Origin of the sequence: Litoribacter populi, assembly GCF_007483685.1 — a bacterium.
Lineage (GTDB): Bacteria > Bacteroidota > Bacteroidia > Cytophagales > Cyclobacteriaceae > Litoribacter > Litoribacter populi.
Window position 1 is genome coordinate 2826930 of sequence record NZ_VMKN01000001.1, and the last position, 18264, is coordinate 2845193.

Consider the following 18264-nt stretch of genomic DNA (forward strand, 5'->3'; position numbering starts at 1 on the left):
CCAAGCCTCAACCTTGTCGTCGCTTGCGAACTCTAAACTCCTAAATCAGGCCGCAGGCGGAATAACTTTCTTAACCATCACACACAACTACATCTTCCCTACTTTCTCCAATATCAATTTGTAAAGGTCTTTTACAGTATTTTCATCTTGACTAAATTCATGGGCTAGCTTGGCAAAATCCGGCTTTCGGTTTTCATTTACCAAAAGGATCAATTTATCAAGCAGTAGATTCAAACTCTCTTTATCCATATCGTCCAAAGATTCATCATCCGATACGGGAGCATCAAATGGGTGGAGCAAGATCTCTTTTTTTAGAATGTCCTTCATGGCGATCTTCATGGAAGGATGCAGCCTTATATCAGCATATTCGGGAAGGTTTGCCCCCAGCTTCTCTACCGCATTTACCAACCTATCATACCCCATATCTGTCATTGCCGAAAGCACTATTTCATCTTCCCTCCAGTCTAAAAACAAGGTTGCAAAATGGGGGAATTCCCCGTATTTTTTCAATGTACAGATTTGAAAATCCTCGAAAGTCTTAACCTCAAAATCCTTTTTAAGCCCAGTTTTCTTTACCCCCTGAATATTGCCAAACGTGACAATTTCAATCAGCTCATCTTTGCCGTGTACAGTCACAGGAATATTGGTAAAAGGTAATAATGCTGAAAACTTAAGGTGTTCTTTCTGAACAAATTCGTGTAGCTCCTCATCAGTGGTAATGGCGGGGTTAAGCTCTGATGCATAAAAAAAGATGTCGTTAGGATCAAAACCCCTGAATGCCCCTATTGGCCCATAAGTCTGATAGCATTGACCATTATCGGAAATCATACAATAAAACATCAAAGCGTCACCATAATCCTGTGCCACTCCAGGACTATACATCAATAATTCTTCCCCAGTGAAGACATCCTGCATATTAAAAAAATTAGGTGCGGGATTATCTTTTGCCAAAAGAAAGGCAAACCTGTAGGGTTCTTGAGCGGCTTTTTGAAGATATGCATAATCATGGGGCGCCCTGTTTTTGACTGAAGAATGGTTCAGATATTTATGGATTAGACCATTTTCTTTCAGAATTTTAAAAGTGATAAATTGGGCTTTCAATTCCCTAAATGTAGCAGGGTCTAGATCCCGAAGAACATGCTTAAAGGGTTTGGATTGTAGGTCAAACTGTTTGTCCAGCCTGTCCTTACCTGCCCCATAATACATTATCCACTCCAAAATCTCCTCGCCCTTTCGACTATGGTCCACACAAAATTTTTCCAGTTGGTTAAAGTCCATTGGTAGATAGTTTTTTGTAAAAGTAAAGAATTTTTGACTGGATGCCTTAGGTTTGGGAGAGAGTAGTGCAGGGACGGAGAATTGATGTGGTATGTTGGTCATTATACGAACGCAAATAGACACCCAACATAAGACGCACAATAAGGTAACCAATTCAGGTACTTTTTCTTCTAGCCATGCTATAGCTTTACTTGTTTCAAGGAGGTAATCAATTAGGAAAAATCTACACGTGAAAAAACATGCTTTTATAACCTTTCAGTGCAGAAATTTTATATGTGATTTTGTAAATGATCAAAAGCAAATTGATAATCGGAATAAAGATTTCTCAACAAATGACCAAACCAGAAAAGCTATTACCAATCAGGTAATACCCAGAAAAGATCTAATTTCAGATTAGGATAAAGAAGGGAAGTTAAGCTCTAAAAATTTAAAAGTTTTAACCTAATGATTAATAAGACATTCATTGCCAAATTAAAAAGCACTGTCATTATTTAATTAATCTGATTTTCTTTTAAAAGTTCTTGAAGTTTTTTTTCAATCGCAAAATTAGCTTTTTGGTACTGTTCCTTAACTAGTTCTTCTTTGACCCCAAATCGATTACTTGCATCGGATTTTTCGAACCAGTATAAGAGATCCCATTTGCCTTTGGACTTATTAATAGGGCGCATAGTCGGACCAATGTTGGCCTTTATATTAACTAACTCCGCAATTTGCCTATCAGTGAGAACATGTTTGTATTTTTCAAACAATGCATGCGAACTTACAATATGGTCGTAATCAAATTTTTGCCCTCCAATAAATTTTTCACCTGTATAGATATCAGTAAAGGCAGACTTACCATTTTCACCTCTAGCTAACCCCTCTAAGTGAAATTCATTTCTTCTAATTTTAAAGACTTCATTAATTGCAGTACGGTTATATGGGCGATTAGGATTAACCCTAATAGCAGCTTTCCCAGCTTGCTTAAAACCTGTTACAGCAATATCTTGCCCATTGGATACAACTATACTCTTAACAGGCTTTGCACTCCCTGAAACATACTTGATAAGTTTCGGTGTGTACAAAATTGACAATAAGCCCATTACGATAATTCCTAATAATCTAATCATAAATTAAGGTATTTTTTTCAACAAGACGCACCACCTTACTAATTTCTTTCTCTTTTGTAGCGGGAACAATTCCAACTATTTCTGCGGGACTAAACCAAAATGATATAATAAAACCTAAAAAAATTATTAAAATAGAATTATTAATGACCAACCTTAAGGCAAATAAATTCCTATAATCAAAGGGAATAGTCACAACAAACACTATACCCATAAATAACAGGAAATTAACCACTAAATCAAAAATTAATTGTTTAATAAAATTAATAAAGCTAAAAGACATTTTATCATTTAGCTTATCTATCATTAAAACTATCTCACCTTTATTAAATCCTTTGGCGACCTTATCTCCTAAACCTGAGTTATTTACTCTTTCAACTAGCAAACTATCTGATATAAGAAAATTTTCTACTAATAAATCTATTGATTGTTCATCATGGTACTCACTATCAACAACCTCCATTAACATCTCCTTCAGAGAGTAATTCCTATGAAATTTTAACTCATCAATCTTAACTGACTGGTATGTCACTCCTTCGTCATGAGAGCAAAAAATCAAAAATATAAAAAATAACAACACTGTAGTTCTAATCAAATACCAGCTAGACATAACTCATGGTTCATTAAAATTCTATAATAAATCCTATTTTTTACCCCATTTAAACAACAAAGTCTTTCCTTTTCTCCCGCTTTTCTGCCCCCCGCTTTTCAAATAAGATCCCGACTTACCCCTATAAACATGAGCTTTATCATTCGTTAAAGTTTTGATAACGCTATCAATAAAATCTGAAAATCCCATAATTTTTATTATTTAAGTTTACAATTCTTTGCTCAGGATTAACCTGAAATTCAAATATAATCTTACCCCTGACATTTTAGTAGCTCAATGTACAAACACGGGATTTGGATGTACAAAAGGGGTGTTTGGGGGAACAAGGATGGGTGAGGAAGGTGAAAAGGGCGGGAGGTTTAGGGATGTCGGATGACCGATGTCGGATGACCGATGTCGGATGTAAGGATGTCGGATGTAAGGATGTAGGGGTGTGGGGTCATCTTTTGTAGAAGATGTAATCGGTGATCAAAGGATCAAGTCCATTTTGTCTAAATTCAGTTGCAATTTGCCCCCTGTGATAAGTGGAATGGTTTATTACGTGGAAAAGTATATCCCGAATGCTGTTACTAAAAGTCTGTCCCTTAGTATTGGTGTATTGGACAATTCCGTCTAGGTCCGACTTGTCAAGTATGAGCAATGAATGTTCAAAATTCATTTTATCAATGTTCTTACAATCTTGAATTGGGTGAATGTCCCAAACTCCGAACACCGATGGTTTAGGATCAATTCTGTTGTTCCAAATTTGATGAGCGTTAAGAATGTGGCTGTAAAACTTTACCGCCTTTTCAGATGTTTTGTCTAGATTATCATTAAAAAGGTCTCCAAGTTTTTGGTTGAAGTGATGACCATATTCAAATAACTCTTTAAAAAACTGTTTCATTTGTCTGTTTATTTAAATGTCGTCCGCTGCCTGGCAACATACAGTGTTTTAAACGTAATCTCCCCAAAAAAAAAACTATTTTATTTGACATTTAAAGATTGTGGTAATATGTCGGATGTAGGGATGTCGGATGACCGATGTCGGGTGTCGGGAGTCAGAGACTCCAAACTCAGGATGCGCAAGTCGGAGACTTGGCATAACGGACAGATGAATGTTGCCACCTGCAGTATCTTGGCGTCGCTTGCGTACCCTCAAAAAAAAAAACAACCCCTTCCAACAAAACCATCCATATAAGCCTTTATACTCTAACACCCTTAACACTTTTCAGTATGAGCAAAAAAGGAAGCAAGGAGGAGCAGCAAGCGTTGGAAAACAGGGAATGGCTGGATTCGCTGAACTGGGTCATCCAAAACAACAAACCCGAACGGGTCCAAGATCTTTTGTACCTGCTGCAAAACGAGGCGCAGAAGCAGGGCATTGCCAGCAAACAGCCATTCAACACCCCCTATCTCAACACCATCCCTCCTTCCGAGGAAAAAGCCTATCCCGGAGACCAGGACCTGGAGGAAAAACTGCTGGCTCTAATACGCTGGAATGCCATGGCCATGGTAGTCCGGGCCAATAAAACCGAAGAGGGCATAGGTGGCCACCTCTCCACCTACAATTCCATCGCAGAACTTTTCGAAGTGGGCTTCAACCATTTCTTCAAAGTCCATGAGGAAGGCAAAAGTGATATCATCTATTTTCAGGGGCATGCCGCACCGGGTGTGTATGCTAGGGCCTTTCTGGAAGGAAGGCTAACCGAGAAGCATCTACAATATTTCCGCAGGGAGCTGCAATCTGATAAGGGAATTTCCTCTTACCCCCACCCATGGCTCATGGAGAATTTTTGGAATGTGCCCACCGTTTCCATGGGTTTAGCCGCAATCATGTCTCTCTACCAGGCCCGTTTCAACAAATACCTGGAAAACCGCAAAATCATCGAATCCAATCCCCAGAAAATCTGGGCTTTCCTGGGTGACGGGGAAATGGACGAACCCGAATCCCGTGGAGCCATCGCCATTGCGGCAAGGGAAAAGCTCGACAACCTCATCTATGTCATCAACTGCAACCTGCAGCGCCTCGACGGTCCCGTGAGTGGCAACGGGAAAATCGTGCAGGAACTGGAAGCCAACTTCAAGGGGGCAGGCTGGAATGTCATCAAGGTGCTCTGGGGACAGGACTGGGACCCACTCTTCGAAAAGGACAAGTCGGGGCTGCTGGCCAAAAAACTAACCGAAATCGTGGATGGTCAGCTCCAGAACTTTGCCTACTCAGATGGGTCCAAAATCAGGGAGGAGCTATTTGAACAGGATGAGGAACTCCAAAAGCTGGTGAAAAACCTTTCTGACCAAGAATTGAAAAACCTGACAAGAGGAGGCCATGACCTGCAGAAAATCTTCAATGCTTACCGAGCGGCTATAATGCATAAGGGACAGCCCACCGTAATTCTTGCCCAAACCATAAAAGGCTATGGCCAGGGCGATGCCGGTGAAGCCAGCAATGTTTCGCACCAGCAGAAAAAACTGAAACCGGAGGCGCTGAAACATTTTCGGGACCATTTTAAGGTGCCTGTTTCGGATAAAGAAATAGAAGATGTCCCGTTCCTTCACCCAAATAAGGACAGCAAGGAAATCAAATATTTGCAGGAAAGGAGAAAAAAATTGGGCGGCTTTATCCCTGAAAGGAAAGACCTAAGCAAGCCATTGGATATGCCCGATGAGAAGGTATTTGCAGATTTCTACAAAGGATCGGGTGAGGAGGAAGCCACCACCACATCGGTTTTGGTGCGGATTGTGAGCAAACTTCTGAAGGACAAAAACACCGAAAAGCTCATCATTCCTATCATCCCCGACGAATCCAGAACCTTTGGTATCGAGGCTCTATTTCGACAATCCGGCATATATGCGGCAGAAGGCCAGCAATACGACCCGGTGGACAGTGAAAGTCTACTTTATTATAGGGAATCTAAGGAAGGGGCCATCCTGGAGGAGGGCATCACAGAAGCTGGCTGCATGAGCTCCTTTAACGCTGCTGGAACGGCCTATTCGGTGCATGGACTGAATACTATCCCCTTTTTCTTTTTTTACTCCATGTTTGGCTTCCAGAGGATAGGCGATCTGATCTGGGCAGCTGCAGATGCCAAGGCTAGAGGCTTCCTGATTGGGGGAATTTCCGGGAGGAGTTCCATGCCCGGGGAAGGGCTGCAGCACCAGGATGGACAGAGTCAACTTTATGCCTATGCATTTCCTAATCTGATGGCTTATGACCCAGCCTTTGCCTACGAGGCAGCAGTGATTGTCAAGGAGGGCATCAGGAGGATGTATGCAGAAAAAGAAAACATCTTCTATTATCTCACCGTCACCAACGACACTTATCCCATGCCCAAAATGCCAAAAGATTCGCAGGAAGGTATCTTGAAAGGGATGTATAGATATCAAAAATCAAAGCGGAAGAAAGGCCCCAAGGTTCACCTTTTTGGCAGTGGAGCACTCATCACCCAAGTGATGGAAGCGGCGACTGTCTTGGAAAAGGATTACGAAATCACCGTGGATATCTGGAGCATTACCAGCTACAAAGCCCTTTACGATGATGCCATCGACACTGCCCGCAAAAACCTGCTGAATGCACAGCTTGTACCATCCCCCAACTACATCCAACAGTGTTTGGAAAAAGAAGAGGGCGTATTTGTGGCTGCCTGCGATTACCTCAAGGCCCTTCCGGCATCCATTGCACAGTGGTTCCCCCGGCACCCCATCTGCTTAGGCACCGACGGTTTTGGACGCAGCGACAACCGAGAATCATTGAGGGACTTCTTCGAGGTCGATTTTCGCCAGATTGCCTATGCGGCCATGTTTGATTTGGCCCAAAAGGGAGATGTGGAAGCCAAGACGCTCAAAAAAGCCGCAAAAGACCTGGAAATTGATTCAGAAAAAATAAACCCAAGAACAAGCTGATTTTTCATTTTTAAAGACCACCAACATGGCTAAAGAACTTAAACTCCCCCAAATTTCAGAAGATGCGGATTCCGCCCAGGTTTCCGAAATCTTGGTTTCCGAAGGGGACACCATCAAAGAAGAACAATCCATCATCGCAGTAGAAACCGACAAAGCATCTGTGGAAGTCCCCGCGACCGCAGGTGGTACCGTCAAGGAAATCAAAGTCAAGGAAGGCGATGAAATCTCCGTGGGGGATGTAATACTTATACTGGAGGAGGATGAGGAAGATGAAAGCCCCGAGGAAGACCAAGAAGAAATGGAAGATGAAGACTCCCAGGAGGAGGAAAAAAAGAGAGCTGATGACGAAGATGATGAGGATGATGAGGAAATAACAGCCGAAGACGAATCAAGGGAGTCAGCAAAGGAAGAAGATTCCAAATCGGATGAAAAGGGCAAAGGTAAAATGGAGAAGAAAAAGGAAAAAACGCCCAAAGACAAAGAAAAGAAAGAAGAGCGGCAACCTGAACAGGAGTCAAAAGATAAAAAAGATGATAGAGATGTTCCTGCCGCACCAGGCGTTAGGCGATTTGCCCGGGAACTGGGTGTGGAAATCAGGCAAGTCAAAGGTTCGGGAAAAGGCGGCAGGATCAGCGATGAGGACGTCAAGCGGCATGTGAGGGAAAACAAAGGCGAAACTGGATCACCGGCTGCCTTGCCCGATTTCAGCAAATGGGGAGAGGTGGAGCGTAAGCCCCTTTCCGGCATTCGCAAGACCGTGGCCAAGAGCACCGCCAATTCCTGGACCACAATTCCCCATGTCACCCATTTCGACGAAGCTAACCTTCAGAACCTGGAGGAATACCTGGAAAAGCATCAGACAAAGGCCGAAGAAAAAGGCGCCAAGCTCAGCATGACCGCTATCCTGACTAAAATAGCCGCAGTAGCCCTGCAACGTTTCCCAAATTTCAACGCCAGCCTAGACATGGAGAACAGGGAAATCATTTATAAAAAATACATCAACATTGGCATAGCTGCTGATACGGAAAAAGGGTTGCTGATTCCGGTGGTGAAAGATGTGGCGCAAAAAGATTTGTCGACCTTGTCCAAGGAAATAAAAAGTCTAGCAAAAAAAGCCAGAAAGCAGGATCTTTCTCAAAAGGATATGCAGGGCGGCACCTTCGTGATATCCAACCTCGGGGGCATTGGTGGCACTCAATTCACACCCATCATCTACCATCCCCAGGTTGCCATTCTGGGGATGTCCCGGTCCTATGTCAAACCGGTATATGATGATGGGCAATTCAAGCCTCAATCCACTCTTCCTTTGAGCCTCTCCTACGACCATCGATTGATAGATGGCGCAGAAGCTGCCAGGTTTCTAAGGTGGATTTGCCTGGCGATTGAAGACCCTTTCGAAGCACTTTTAGGTTAAAAATCAGCAGACATGTCTAACACTGAGAAGAAACAATTGATCATATTGGGGGCTGGACCCGGAGGTTATGCAGCAGCCTTCCGCGCAGCTGATTTGGGAATTAAAGTCACCCTCATCGGCGAGGAGCAAAACCCCGGGGGCGTATGTCTCTACCGCGGTTGCATCCCCTCCAAGGCTCTGCTGCATGTGAGCAAAATGAAGCAGGATGCCGAGGGATTCGGGAAAATGGGTTTGGGCTTCAAAAGCCCCAAAATAGACCTGAAGCAAATCAACAGCTGGAAAACCGGCATCGTGGAAAAACTGACCGGTGGTCTAGGAGAACTTGCCAAGGCCCACAAAATCGAATACCTGCAGGGCAAGGCCAAATTTCTATCCGAAAAGGAGATTGAGTTTACCGACAGCGACGGAAAAACCGAATCCCTCCATTTTGACAACCTCATTTTGGCCACTGGATCCACGCCCATCTCGCTACCCAAAGTCGAAATGGATGGCAAGAACATTATCAGTTCCAAGGAAGCCCTCAATATGGAAAAAATCCCGGACTCTCTCCTGGTCATTGGCGGAGGCTACATCGGGCTTGAACTGGGAAGCGTATATGCTCACCTGGGCAGTAAGGTCAGTATTGCTGAGATGTGGGATGGATTTTTGCCAGGCGCCGACAGGGATTTGGTAGAAGTTTTCACCGCCGCTAACCCCGACCTGTTCGAGGCTACCCACTTCAACACCACCGTGGAAAGTGCCACCACAAAATCAGGAAAGGTCATGGTCCTCATGAAAAACAGTGAGGGCAAGCAGGAAAAAACGTTTGAGCAAGTCCTATTGGCCATAGGCCGAAAACCCAATTCAGAAATCCTGCAGTTGGAAAAAGCAGGCATTGATGTAGAGGACAAAGGATTTGTAAAGGTCAACGAAAAGCAGCAAACCCATATCAAGCACATTTATGCCATTGGCGACTTGGTAGGGGAACCTATGCTGGCCCATAAAGCCACCAAACAGGGAAGGATTGCTGCAGAGGTGATTTCAGGTGATGCTGGTGCAGCCTATGATGCCCGAGCCATTCCGGCCGTGGTCTTTACCAACCCAGAAATAGCCTGGTGCGGCCTCACTGAAACGGAAGCCAAAAATGCCGATAAGAAGGTCAAGGTAGCCAAGTTTCCCTGGAGTGCTTCTGGCAGAGCCTTAACCATGGGTTTGGATAAAGGCCTCACCAAACTCATCATTGACCCGAAGACCGGAAGAATTTTGGGAGGGGGCGCTGCCGGCAAGGATGTCAGCTCACTCATTCCCGAAATTGTTTTGGCCATAGAAATGGGGGCCACGGCGGAGGACCTCTCGCTGACCATCCATCCCCACCCCACGCTGTCCGAAACAGTGATGGAAGCGGCTGAAATGTTTTTGGGAAGTCCTACCCACTTGTTCAGGCAAAAATAAGTTTTCCAAAACGCCCGGGTCAGGAGACAAAGGGCTAGAAAGCGATACTGATATTGTTTTTATACAGGTTTACTTTTGTTCTTAATTTTCTTGTCGGCCGCATTAGTCGTTCAGTTTTAGTTTCATCATTATGTCGGTCTGTTCGTCATTGCCCAATTTGAATATGTGTTTGTCAAACTCAACGAAACCGTTTTTCTTGTAAAAATTTATTGCTCTCGGATTTTCTTCCCATACACCCAACCAAACATAGTCTACACACTTCTGTCTGGCTATTTGCATCGCTTTGTCGTAAAGTAATTGTCCAACGCTTTTGCCGTGAAAGTCTTTTAAAACATAAATTCGTTCAATTTCAAGAGCCTTGTGGTCTTGCAGTTCTGTTTGCGATTGTCCAAAGTTTAGTTTTAAATAACCAATTACGTTGTTGTCAAGTCTTGCAAAATAAAATTCAGCGTTGCTGTCCATAAGTTCAGTAGTCAGTTTTGCAACAGAAAATCCTTCGTCAAGATATTTTTTCATATCCTCTTCGGTGTTTCCCGAAGCGAAGGTTTCAAAAAAAGTCTGTCTTCCTATTTTTTGTAATTGGTCAATATTTTCAAGCGTTACTTTTAGTATGTCAATGTTTGTCATTATCGCTTTACGGTTTCGATGTCTAAGGTTGCCACTAACGTAAAGTGTTTTAAACGCAATCTCAACAAAAAATTACTATTTTATTTAACATTTCCAGATTGCGGTAATAACCACTTCCCGTTTTTACGGGATAATTGGACTAAGACTGAAGACTTTGGCTTTTTAGATCGGAAGGACTGAACTTGGGATTGCTTCGGGAGTCAGAGACTCCAAACTCAGAATGTGCAAGTCGGAGACTTGGCATAACGGAATTTCTAACCTCCTAAACCTCTGGATGTGCGCAGCACCAATCCAGTAATAAACCTCTAAACCAGTAGAAGACTTTTTGAGGCGGTTCCATTGACAAAATCTATTGAAAAAAAACTTAACATTTAGGCTCTTATGGGCGTATGTCACCCATCACCGGAATGTGGCCCTTCATAGAATATAAAAGCACCCCCTAACAAAAAAAAGTATATTTGGACTTGATGAATTTCTCTACAAAAAGCAATTCAGTCCTGAATGGCTTTCTTGATTAGTGTTCCCGCTGAATTCTTTTAGACCTACTAAGTTTATTGATAATGAAAACATACCTACTCCACAAGTCAGGTTCATCGCTTGCCTTTTTGTTTTGGCTGCTGTTGCTGACCCAATGTAAATCCGAAAGTGCACCCCAGGCCCGACAGGCCGAAGCGCCTCAAATCCCGGTATATGAGGTGATGACTGTAGATACGGTATTACTTAAGGAGTACGTGGCAGACATTCAGGCAGTTCAAAATGTGGAATTGCGTGCCAGGGTGCAGGGCTTTCTGGAGGAAATTCTCGTAGATGAGGGGCATTATGTAAAAAAAGGGCAGGTCCTTTTTAAGACTAACCAGGAAGAGTACCAAGCGGAACTTGCAAAGGCCAATGCCAATCTAGAAAGTGCTATTGCCGAAGCCAAGGCTCTGGAATATGAGGTGGACCGGCTGAGGGTGATGGTGGACAACAATGTGATTTCCGAATCTGAACTGAAAGTGACCCTTGCTCGCCATAATGCCGTATTGGCCAAAATTGAGGAAGCAAAATCCGCCGAAAAAAACGCAGCCGTCCAACTCTCCTATACGGAGATAAAGGCTCCTTTTGATGGTATCATCGATAGACTTCCCTATAAAGTGGGCTCTTTGATAGCCCAAGGCAATCTTCTGACTACCGTATCTGATATCTCAGCCGCACATGTTTATTTCAATGTTTCCGAACGGGAATACCTGGAGTACATGAAAAGTGAGAAAAAGGACAGTAACTTAATTAAGCTCATTCTCGCTGACGGTACCACCTACCCTCATGAAGGGCAAATCGAAACCATGGAGGGTGAGTTTAATGCCAGCACCGGGGCTATTGCTTTCAGGGCTAAATTCCCCAACCCCAAGCGGATGTTGAAACACAACGCTACCGGAAAGGTAATTTTAAGCCAGAAAATCCAAGATGCCATTTTGGTCCCACAGAAATCAGTATTTGAGATCCAGGACAGGACGTATGTATATGTAGTGGATGAAGATGGCAAGGTCAATATGAAGAGTTTTGCACCCCAATCAAGGTTCTCCCATTATTACATTGTGCGCAATGGTCTGGAAAAAGGCCAGCGTCTAGTCTATGAAGGCATTCAGTCCGTCCGTGAAGGCATGACCATACAGCCCGTAATGGTGGATCTGCGTGAAGAGATGGTGCAAACCTTAGCCAAAAAAGGAGAATAATCACCCCCAATCCTGTCTGAAAAAAATGATCGAAAAGTTTATAAAAAGACCGGTTTTATCCCTGGTCATATCCTTGTTTTTTATCCTTTTGGGCCTGTTGGCGCTTATAAATCTTCCGGTAGCCTTATTTCCGGACATCGCTCCACCTTCAGTAGCAGTAAGGGCACAATACCGCGGGGCCAATTCCGAAGTGGTGGCCAAGACGGTGGTCAAACCATTGGAAAAAGCAATCAACGGGGTGCCGGGGATGACCTATATGACTTCCGTTTCCAGTAATAGAGGCACAGGCTCCCTCAAGGTGTATTTTGATGCCGAAACAGACCCGGACAAGGCCGCTGTGGAGGTTCAAAACCGCGTGAGTACTGTTGTAAACGAACTTCCTGAAGAGGTTGTAAAAGCCGGTGTGACCGTGGAAAAAGAAGTGGAGGGCTTGCTGATGTATATCAACGTGATGAGTGATGATCCGGAGTTGGACGAACAGTTTATCTACAACTTTGCCGATCTCAACGTATTGCAGGAACTTCGACGGGTAGACGGTGTGGGCTTTGCCGAAATTATGAGTACTAAAGACTATTCGATGAGGATTTGGCTAAAGCCGGACAGGATGACGGCCTATAAAATCTCCACTGACGAACTCATCGCCGCCATACGGGAGCAAAATGTAGAAGCAGCACCAGGCCAGGTAGGCGTAAGCTCAGGACGTGATCCCCAGATGTTGCAATATGTGCTTCGCTACACCGGGAAGTTTTTTGAACCTAAACAATACGAAAACCTGATCATCAGGGCTGACTTGGGGGATGGTTCACTGCTCCGTCTCAAGGATGTGGCAGATGTGGAGTTTGGCTCTCTGACTTACAGTAGGATTTCCAAGACGGACGGTAAACCTGCGGCATCGGTAATGATCATTCAGCGGCCCGGCTCTAATGCACGGGAAGTCATCAAGAATGTCAAGACTAAAATGGCCACCTTGAAGGACAGCTCCTTCCCTCCTGGCATGGATTACAAGATCACCTATGATGTGTCCAAATTCCTGGACGCTTCCATGAAAGAGGTTTTGGTTACGCTTGTAGAGGCATTTATCCTGGTATTTTTGGTTGTTTTCATATTTCTGCAAGACTTTAGATCTACGCTTATTCCAGCATTGGCAGTACCGGTGTCTTTGATCGGAACGCTGTTTTTCATGATGCTGCTTGGATTCTCCATCAACCTGCTCACCCTCTTTGCCATGGTACTGGCCATCGGAATAGTGGTGGATAATGCCATCGTGGTAGTGGAAGCAGTCCATGCCAAAATGGAAGAGGACAATCTCGGACCAATGGAAGCCACCATTAAGGCCATGAGGGAAATCGGCTCCGCCATTATTGCCATCACCTTAGTAATGTCAGCGGTGTTTGTGCCCGTAGCCTTTATGACGGGCCCGGTAGGGATCTTTTATCGACAGTTTTCCATCACCTTGGCCATAGCCATCGTCATCAGTGGAATCAATGCCCTTACCCTCACCCCTGCCCTTTGTGCTCTTTTGCTTAAAAACCATTACGGTCAGCCCAAGAAGAAAGGGTTGCTTCCCTGGTTCTTCTCGAAATTTAACCGGGGCTATGATGCGTTTGAGCAAAAATACAAAGGACTCCTTGGACTGCTGGTGGGCAGGAAGTTGGTGACTATCCTGATGCTTGGGGTCTTTTTCGTAGCCACTTACGGCATGGCCAAAATATTGCCTACCGGATTTATCCCCGTGGAAGACCAGGGGGTGATATACGCGAACGTAACCGCTCCTGTAGGGGCCACTGTGGAAAGGACAGAACAGGTCCTTGACGAAATCCAAAGATTATCGGAGCCTATCCAGGAGATTTCTTCTGTATCCACCTTGGCAGGCTACAGCTTGTCGAGTGGTCTTTCCGGAGCATCATTCGGAATGGGGATGGTCAATTTGAAAGACTGGAGTGAAAGGGACGAGCCCATATCCCGGACGATCCAAAAGCTGGATTCTGTGACAAGGTTTATCTCTGATGCACAGGTAAATTTCTTCCTTCCTCCCACGGTTTCGGGATTTGGCAATTCAAGTGGTTTCCAAATGAAGCTCTTGGACCAGACCGGCAGTGGAAATTTGGAAAAAATGGGCCTGGTAGCCCAGGATTTGGTGGAAGCACTCAAAGATGCCCCGGAAATCGGCCATGCCTTTACGGAGTTTGAAAACAAGTATCCGCAATATATGGTCCATGTGGACCAGGATCTGGCCGCCAAAAAGGGGGTATCCATACAAAAAGCGATGAGCACCCTTCAGGTCCTGATGGGCGGGATGTTCGTAACCGACTTTGTCCGGTTTGAAAACATGTACGACGTCATGGTCCAGGCAGCCCCGCAATACCGGGCCAATCCCGAGGACGTCCTACGGGTGCAAGTGAAAAACAAAATGGGAGAAATGGTGCCCATTTCCTCTTTTATCAGAATGGAGCGGGTGTATGGTCCGGAGCAGCTCGAAAAACATAATATGTATACTTCGGCAAAGATAAAGGGCAACCCGGCACCAGGATATAGCTCCGGAGACGCAGTTGCTGCCATAGAACGTATTGCCAAAGAAACCCTGCCCCAGGGCTTCGGCTATGACTGGTACGGCATGACCCGGGAGGAAATCGGTTCAGGCAACCAGGCGATATTTATCTTTATGATCTGTCTGTTGTTCGTATACCTGCTGCTGGCAGCCCAATATGAAAGCTTTCTACTGCCGCTTCCGGTGATCCTGTTTCTTCCTGCCGGTGTGTTCGGATCTTTCCTTGCCCTTTACTTAGTCGGCTTGGAAAACAACATCTACGCTCAGGTGGCCCTGATCATGCTCATAGGCTTGTTGGGCAAAAACGCCATCCTGATCATTGAATTTGCTATCCTGAAAAAGAAGGAAGGATTTTCCAGTTTTGATGCTGCGGTCATGGGTTCGGTAGCCAGATTGCGGCCCATCTTGATGACCTCCTTCGCCTTTATCGCCGGCTTGATACCGTTGACCTTGGCCACCGGAGCCGGTGCAATAGGTAACAGGTCCATTGGGACAGCCGCTGCAGGAGGAATGCTTACCGGAACCCTTTTGGGGCTGATCATCATCCCCGGACTGTATGTCCTTTTCTCGAGAAAAAAGAAACAAAAACAGGTAGTGGCCTAATTATTTGAAATGCGATCATGAAAAATATAAATTCATATCTTTTCTTACTCATTGTACTGGTGGGGTTTTCCTGTAAAACCATGGAGATTCCTCCAATGCCGGAAGTGCCGAAAATCCCGGCCGAATTCCTTGGAGCTACACCACAGGATTCCTTAAGTATCGCTGATATCCCCTGGGACCGGTTTTTTGACGACCCCTATCTTACAGCCTTGATTGAGGAGGGGTTGGGGCAGAATTTTGATGTATTAACCGCTTTTGAAAGGATTGAGCAGGCAAGGGTGCAATACAGAATCAGAAAAAATGCCCTCATGCCCACCTTGGACGGTATAGTTCGCTATCGCTCCGGCGACATCCGCCCCAACCTGCTCAACGGAACCATCAATGGGGACAGAAATGTGGTCAACAGATTGGAAAACAACTTTGTTGGTTTCCAGAGTCATTGGGAAATTGACATCTGGGGCAAGCTTCGGGACCGGAGGGCTGCTGCTTTCAACCGTTTTATGGCCTCCGAAATGGGGTATCACCTGGTGGTGACCAATTTGGTGGCAGAGATTGCCCACCTGTACTATGATCTGTTGGGTTTTGATATGGAACTGGAAACCATTGAAAAAAACATTGCTTTCCAAAGGCAGGCCCTGGAACTGATCAAGATTCAGAAGATTGCCGGCAGGGCAACTGAACTGGCTGTACAGCAGTTTTCGGCCCAATTGCTCAATACGCAGTCCTTACGATTTGAAAAGCTTCAGGAGATCAACGAGACTGAATATGCCATTAGTTACTTACTTGGCAAATACCCCGGTTCTGTTGAAAGGGCCGAGTCATTGCTGGACATTGAATTTCCCAACTTTCTGGAAGTGGGACTGCCCATGCATCTGCTGCTAAGACGGCCGGATCTTCAACAAGCTGAATTGGAGATGTATGCTGCAAGGCTCGATGTGGAAGCTGCCCGGAAAGAATTTCTGCCTAGCCTAAATCTCACCCCGTATGTGGGCCTTAACGACAGGAGCCTTCCTGCTGCATTTCAATTTCCCGGAGCTGTTACAGTGGGTTTGTTGGGCGGGTTGACCAGCCCTATTTTCCAGCAACACCGGATAAGGGGAGCCTTTGAGCAGGACATCGCCCAAAACAGGATTCAGGTTTACAATTACTCCCAATCCATCATCCACGGTTATACAGAAGTGGTGACAGGATTTAAAAGGGTAGAAAACCTCAAGAACAAATATCTTTATAAGCAGGAAGAGACAAAAGTACTTCAAAGTGCTGTAAGTACAGCCAACGGGCTGTTCCGAGGAGGATATGCTTCCTATCTAGAGGTTATTACGGCTCAGGCCCGTGTGCTGGAAGCCGAGCTTGAAATGACCACCACCAGAAAGGAGATTTTCCATTCGGTCGTAGATCTATACAGGTCTCTCGGAGGAGGATGGTGATGTAGGATGACGGATGTAGGATGACCGATGTCGGATGACCGATGTGGGATTTATTCAAACGAGAAAAAGCTTTAGGTGGCCTTGGAGAATTAGGACAGGTTTTAGAGGTCGGGAAAGACTGCGCGTGGGATTGCTTCGGGAGTCAGAGACTCCAAACTCAGGATGCTCAAGTCGGAGACTTGGCATAACGGCAGATTTCTAAACCCCTAAACCTCTGGTTGTGCGCTGCACCTATCCAGAAATAAACCTCTAAACCACCAAATACATGAAATAGTAGGTGTAGAAGGTTAATTCCCGGCGCTGAGGCGCGACGGGAGGGTTAGGGGTTTAGGAATGAAGGAGGCGCACATATCCATGATCATCGAGTTCTTGCAATGAGGTAATAGGTAAAGAGCGGCCATTCTTAATTAGATATACTTGGTCAGAAAGCTCCATGACGTGCTCGAAGAGGTGATCTGTAATTAATATACCCTTGTTTGCTTTTTCTTCTTGGATCAACTCCTTGAATGTATCAATATGAACGGGCATGATGTGGGAAAATGGCTCATCCAAAAGGACAAACTTACAAGGAGAACGGAGAATTAAGTAAAGTTCGAAAATGCGTTTCCAGCCTCCGGAAAGGTGACCCACTTTTTGGTAAAAAAATTGTTCAACCTCCGGGAATGATGAAAACAACTCCTTTTCATCAACCATAAAATCTTCTACCACACGCTTCACAGTGAGGTGGTTTGGGATAAAATTATGTTGGGGAAGATACCGCATGTCTGAAGGCAATCTTTTATTGGTTAGCAGACTTTTGCTGTCTATTCTTACGGACCTGTTTTCTGTTAACGGTTCTCCAAAAATGATTTTTAGCAAGGAGGATTTGCCACAACCATTTAATCCAAGTATCCCTGTAATTTGGCCAGTGGTACACTTTAAATATATATTCTGAAGGATTTTCTTATGACCAAAATTAAGCATTACTCCATCTACTTCTAGGATATGCTTCATGTAAGTAGGTAGGTTGAGTAGGCCAAGAAAATGAATACTAGAAAATCAAAACTCATGGACCAGATCCATAGCTCTCTTTTACTGAAGCCCATGTTCTGGAAATAGTAAAACTCTTTTTTCAAATCATCATTTAGGAAGAAAATAATTAACCATGAGGTGAATATCTTAAACCAAAAAAGCATTCCAAAGGCTTTAAAGTTGAAAAACAGGATGGTAATGCTAATGCCGCTGATAAATAAACTCACTGTGGCAAATGACATGTAAAAAGTTGTGAGCAGTCTAATATTCTTTTTTAAAGTGAAAAAATGTTTTTGCATTTATGTAAGGTATATAGTAGGAAGATGTATTAACTAATTTTAAATTTTTGCTTGAATATAATTAAAGCCTTGTAGAAATCAAGGGGATTAGGACTCGATATAAAGCAGTAATGAAAAAAATCACTAGAAATATGGATTTTGTTTAGAGGTTTATTTCCCGGCGCTGACGCGCGGCGGGAGGGTTAGAGGTTTAGGGATGAAGGCAGATGAGGGCAGATGAAGGTTGCCACCTGCAGCCCCTTGGCGTCGCTTGCGGTTTCTAAACTTCTAAACCTCTGGATGTGCGAAGCACCAATCCAGTAATAAACCTCTAAACCAG

General features: G+C 44.5%; 13 protein-coding genes. 6 read left to right on the forward strand and 7 right to left on the reverse strand.

Annotated features, from left to right (window positions below; translation table 11 throughout):
- Positions 1-87 precede the first annotated feature (87 nt).
- The 4 genes from FPL27_RS12175 to FPL27_RS12190 all read right to left on the reverse strand — a co-directional run bounded on the left by FPL27_RS12175 (position 88) and on the right by FPL27_RS12190 (position 3877).
- Entirely contained in the window at positions 88-1278 is a 1191-nt protein-coding gene (locus tag FPL27_RS12175) for a hypothetical protein (RefSeq protein WP_143961350.1), read from the reverse strand.
- A 491-nt stretch (positions 1279-1769) separates the two neighbouring features.
- Entirely contained in the window at positions 1770-2387 is a 618-nt protein-coding gene (locus tag FPL27_RS12180) for a hypothetical protein (protein WP_143961351.1), read from the reverse strand.
- Entirely contained in the window at positions 2380-2994 is a 615-nt protein-coding gene (locus FPL27_RS12185) for a hypothetical protein (RefSeq protein WP_143961352.1), read from the reverse strand. Before FPL27_RS12185 ends, FPL27_RS12180 begins: the two co-directional genes overlap by 8 nt.
- Before the next feature lie 439 nt (positions 2995-3433).
- A complete protein-coding gene (locus FPL27_RS12190; protein WP_143961353.1) occupies positions 3434-3877 on the reverse strand; it encodes a DinB family protein in 444 nt (147 codons plus the stop codon).
- Positions 3878-4206: 329 nt separating this feature from the next.
- On the opposite strand from FPL27_RS12190, the gene aceE reads away from it, so the two are divergent.
- From aceE to lpdA, 3 genes are read left to right on the forward strand one after another with little or no spacing between them, the layout of a single operon-like run.
- Entirely contained in the window at positions 4207-6873 is a 2667-nt protein-coding gene (aceE, locus tag FPL27_RS12195) for a pyruvate dehydrogenase (acetyl-transferring), homodimeric type (protein ID WP_143961354.1), read from the forward strand.
- Positions 6874-6898: 25 nt separating this feature from the next.
- A complete protein-coding gene (locus tag FPL27_RS12200) occupies positions 6899-8287 on the forward strand; it encodes a 2-oxo acid dehydrogenase subunit E2 (RefSeq protein ID WP_143961355.1) in 1389 nt (462 codons plus the stop codon).
- 12 nt (positions 8288-8299) lie between these two features.
- Positions 8300-9718, forward strand: a complete 1419-nt coding sequence (lpdA, locus tag FPL27_RS12205; RefSeq protein WP_143961356.1) for a dihydrolipoyl dehydrogenase — start codon at positions 8300-8302, stop codon at positions 9716-9718.
- Positions 9719-9820: 102 nt separating this feature from the next.
- Here lpdA and FPL27_RS12210 read toward each other — a convergent pair whose 3' ends face one another.
- Positions 9821-10345 carry a GNAT family N-acetyltransferase gene (locus FPL27_RS12210; RefSeq protein ID WP_143961357.1) on the reverse strand — a complete coding sequence of 175 codons (525 nt, stop codon included), beginning with the start codon at positions 10343-10345 and terminating at the stop codon, positions 9821-9823.
- Between the two features lie 560 nt (positions 10346-10905).
- On the opposite strand from FPL27_RS12210, the gene FPL27_RS12215 reads away from it, so the two are divergent.
- From FPL27_RS12215 to FPL27_RS12225, 3 genes are read left to right on the forward strand one after another with little or no spacing between them, the layout of a single operon-like run.
- Positions 10906-12057, forward strand: a complete 1152-nt coding sequence (locus FPL27_RS12215; protein ID WP_143961358.1) for an efflux RND transporter periplasmic adaptor subunit — start codon at positions 10906-10908, stop codon at positions 12055-12057.
- Positions 12058-12082: 25 nt separating this feature from the next.
- Positions 12083-15208 (forward strand): efflux RND transporter permease subunit, encoded by a 3126-nt coding sequence (locus tag FPL27_RS12220; RefSeq protein WP_143961359.1) that lies wholly within the window; start codon positions 12083-12085, stop codon positions 15206-15208.
- 17 nt (positions 15209-15225) lie between these two features.
- Positions 15226-16635 (forward strand): TolC family protein, encoded by a 1410-nt coding sequence (locus tag FPL27_RS12225; RefSeq protein WP_143961360.1) that lies wholly within the window; start codon positions 15226-15228, stop codon positions 16633-16635.
- Between the two features lie 327 nt (positions 16636-16962).
- On the opposite strand, the gene FPL27_RS12230 is transcribed toward FPL27_RS12225, so the two are convergent.
- Entirely contained in the window at positions 16963-17628 is a 666-nt protein-coding gene (locus tag FPL27_RS12230) for an ATP-binding cassette domain-containing protein (protein ID WP_143961361.1), read from the reverse strand.
- Positions 17625-17945, reverse strand: coding sequence for a hypothetical protein (locus tag FPL27_RS12235; protein WP_143961362.1), 321 nt, complete (start codon positions 17943-17945; stop codon positions 17625-17627). The genes FPL27_RS12230 and FPL27_RS12235 overlap by 4 nt, the downstream gene beginning before the upstream one ends.
- Positions 17946-18264: the final 319 nt, after the last annotated feature.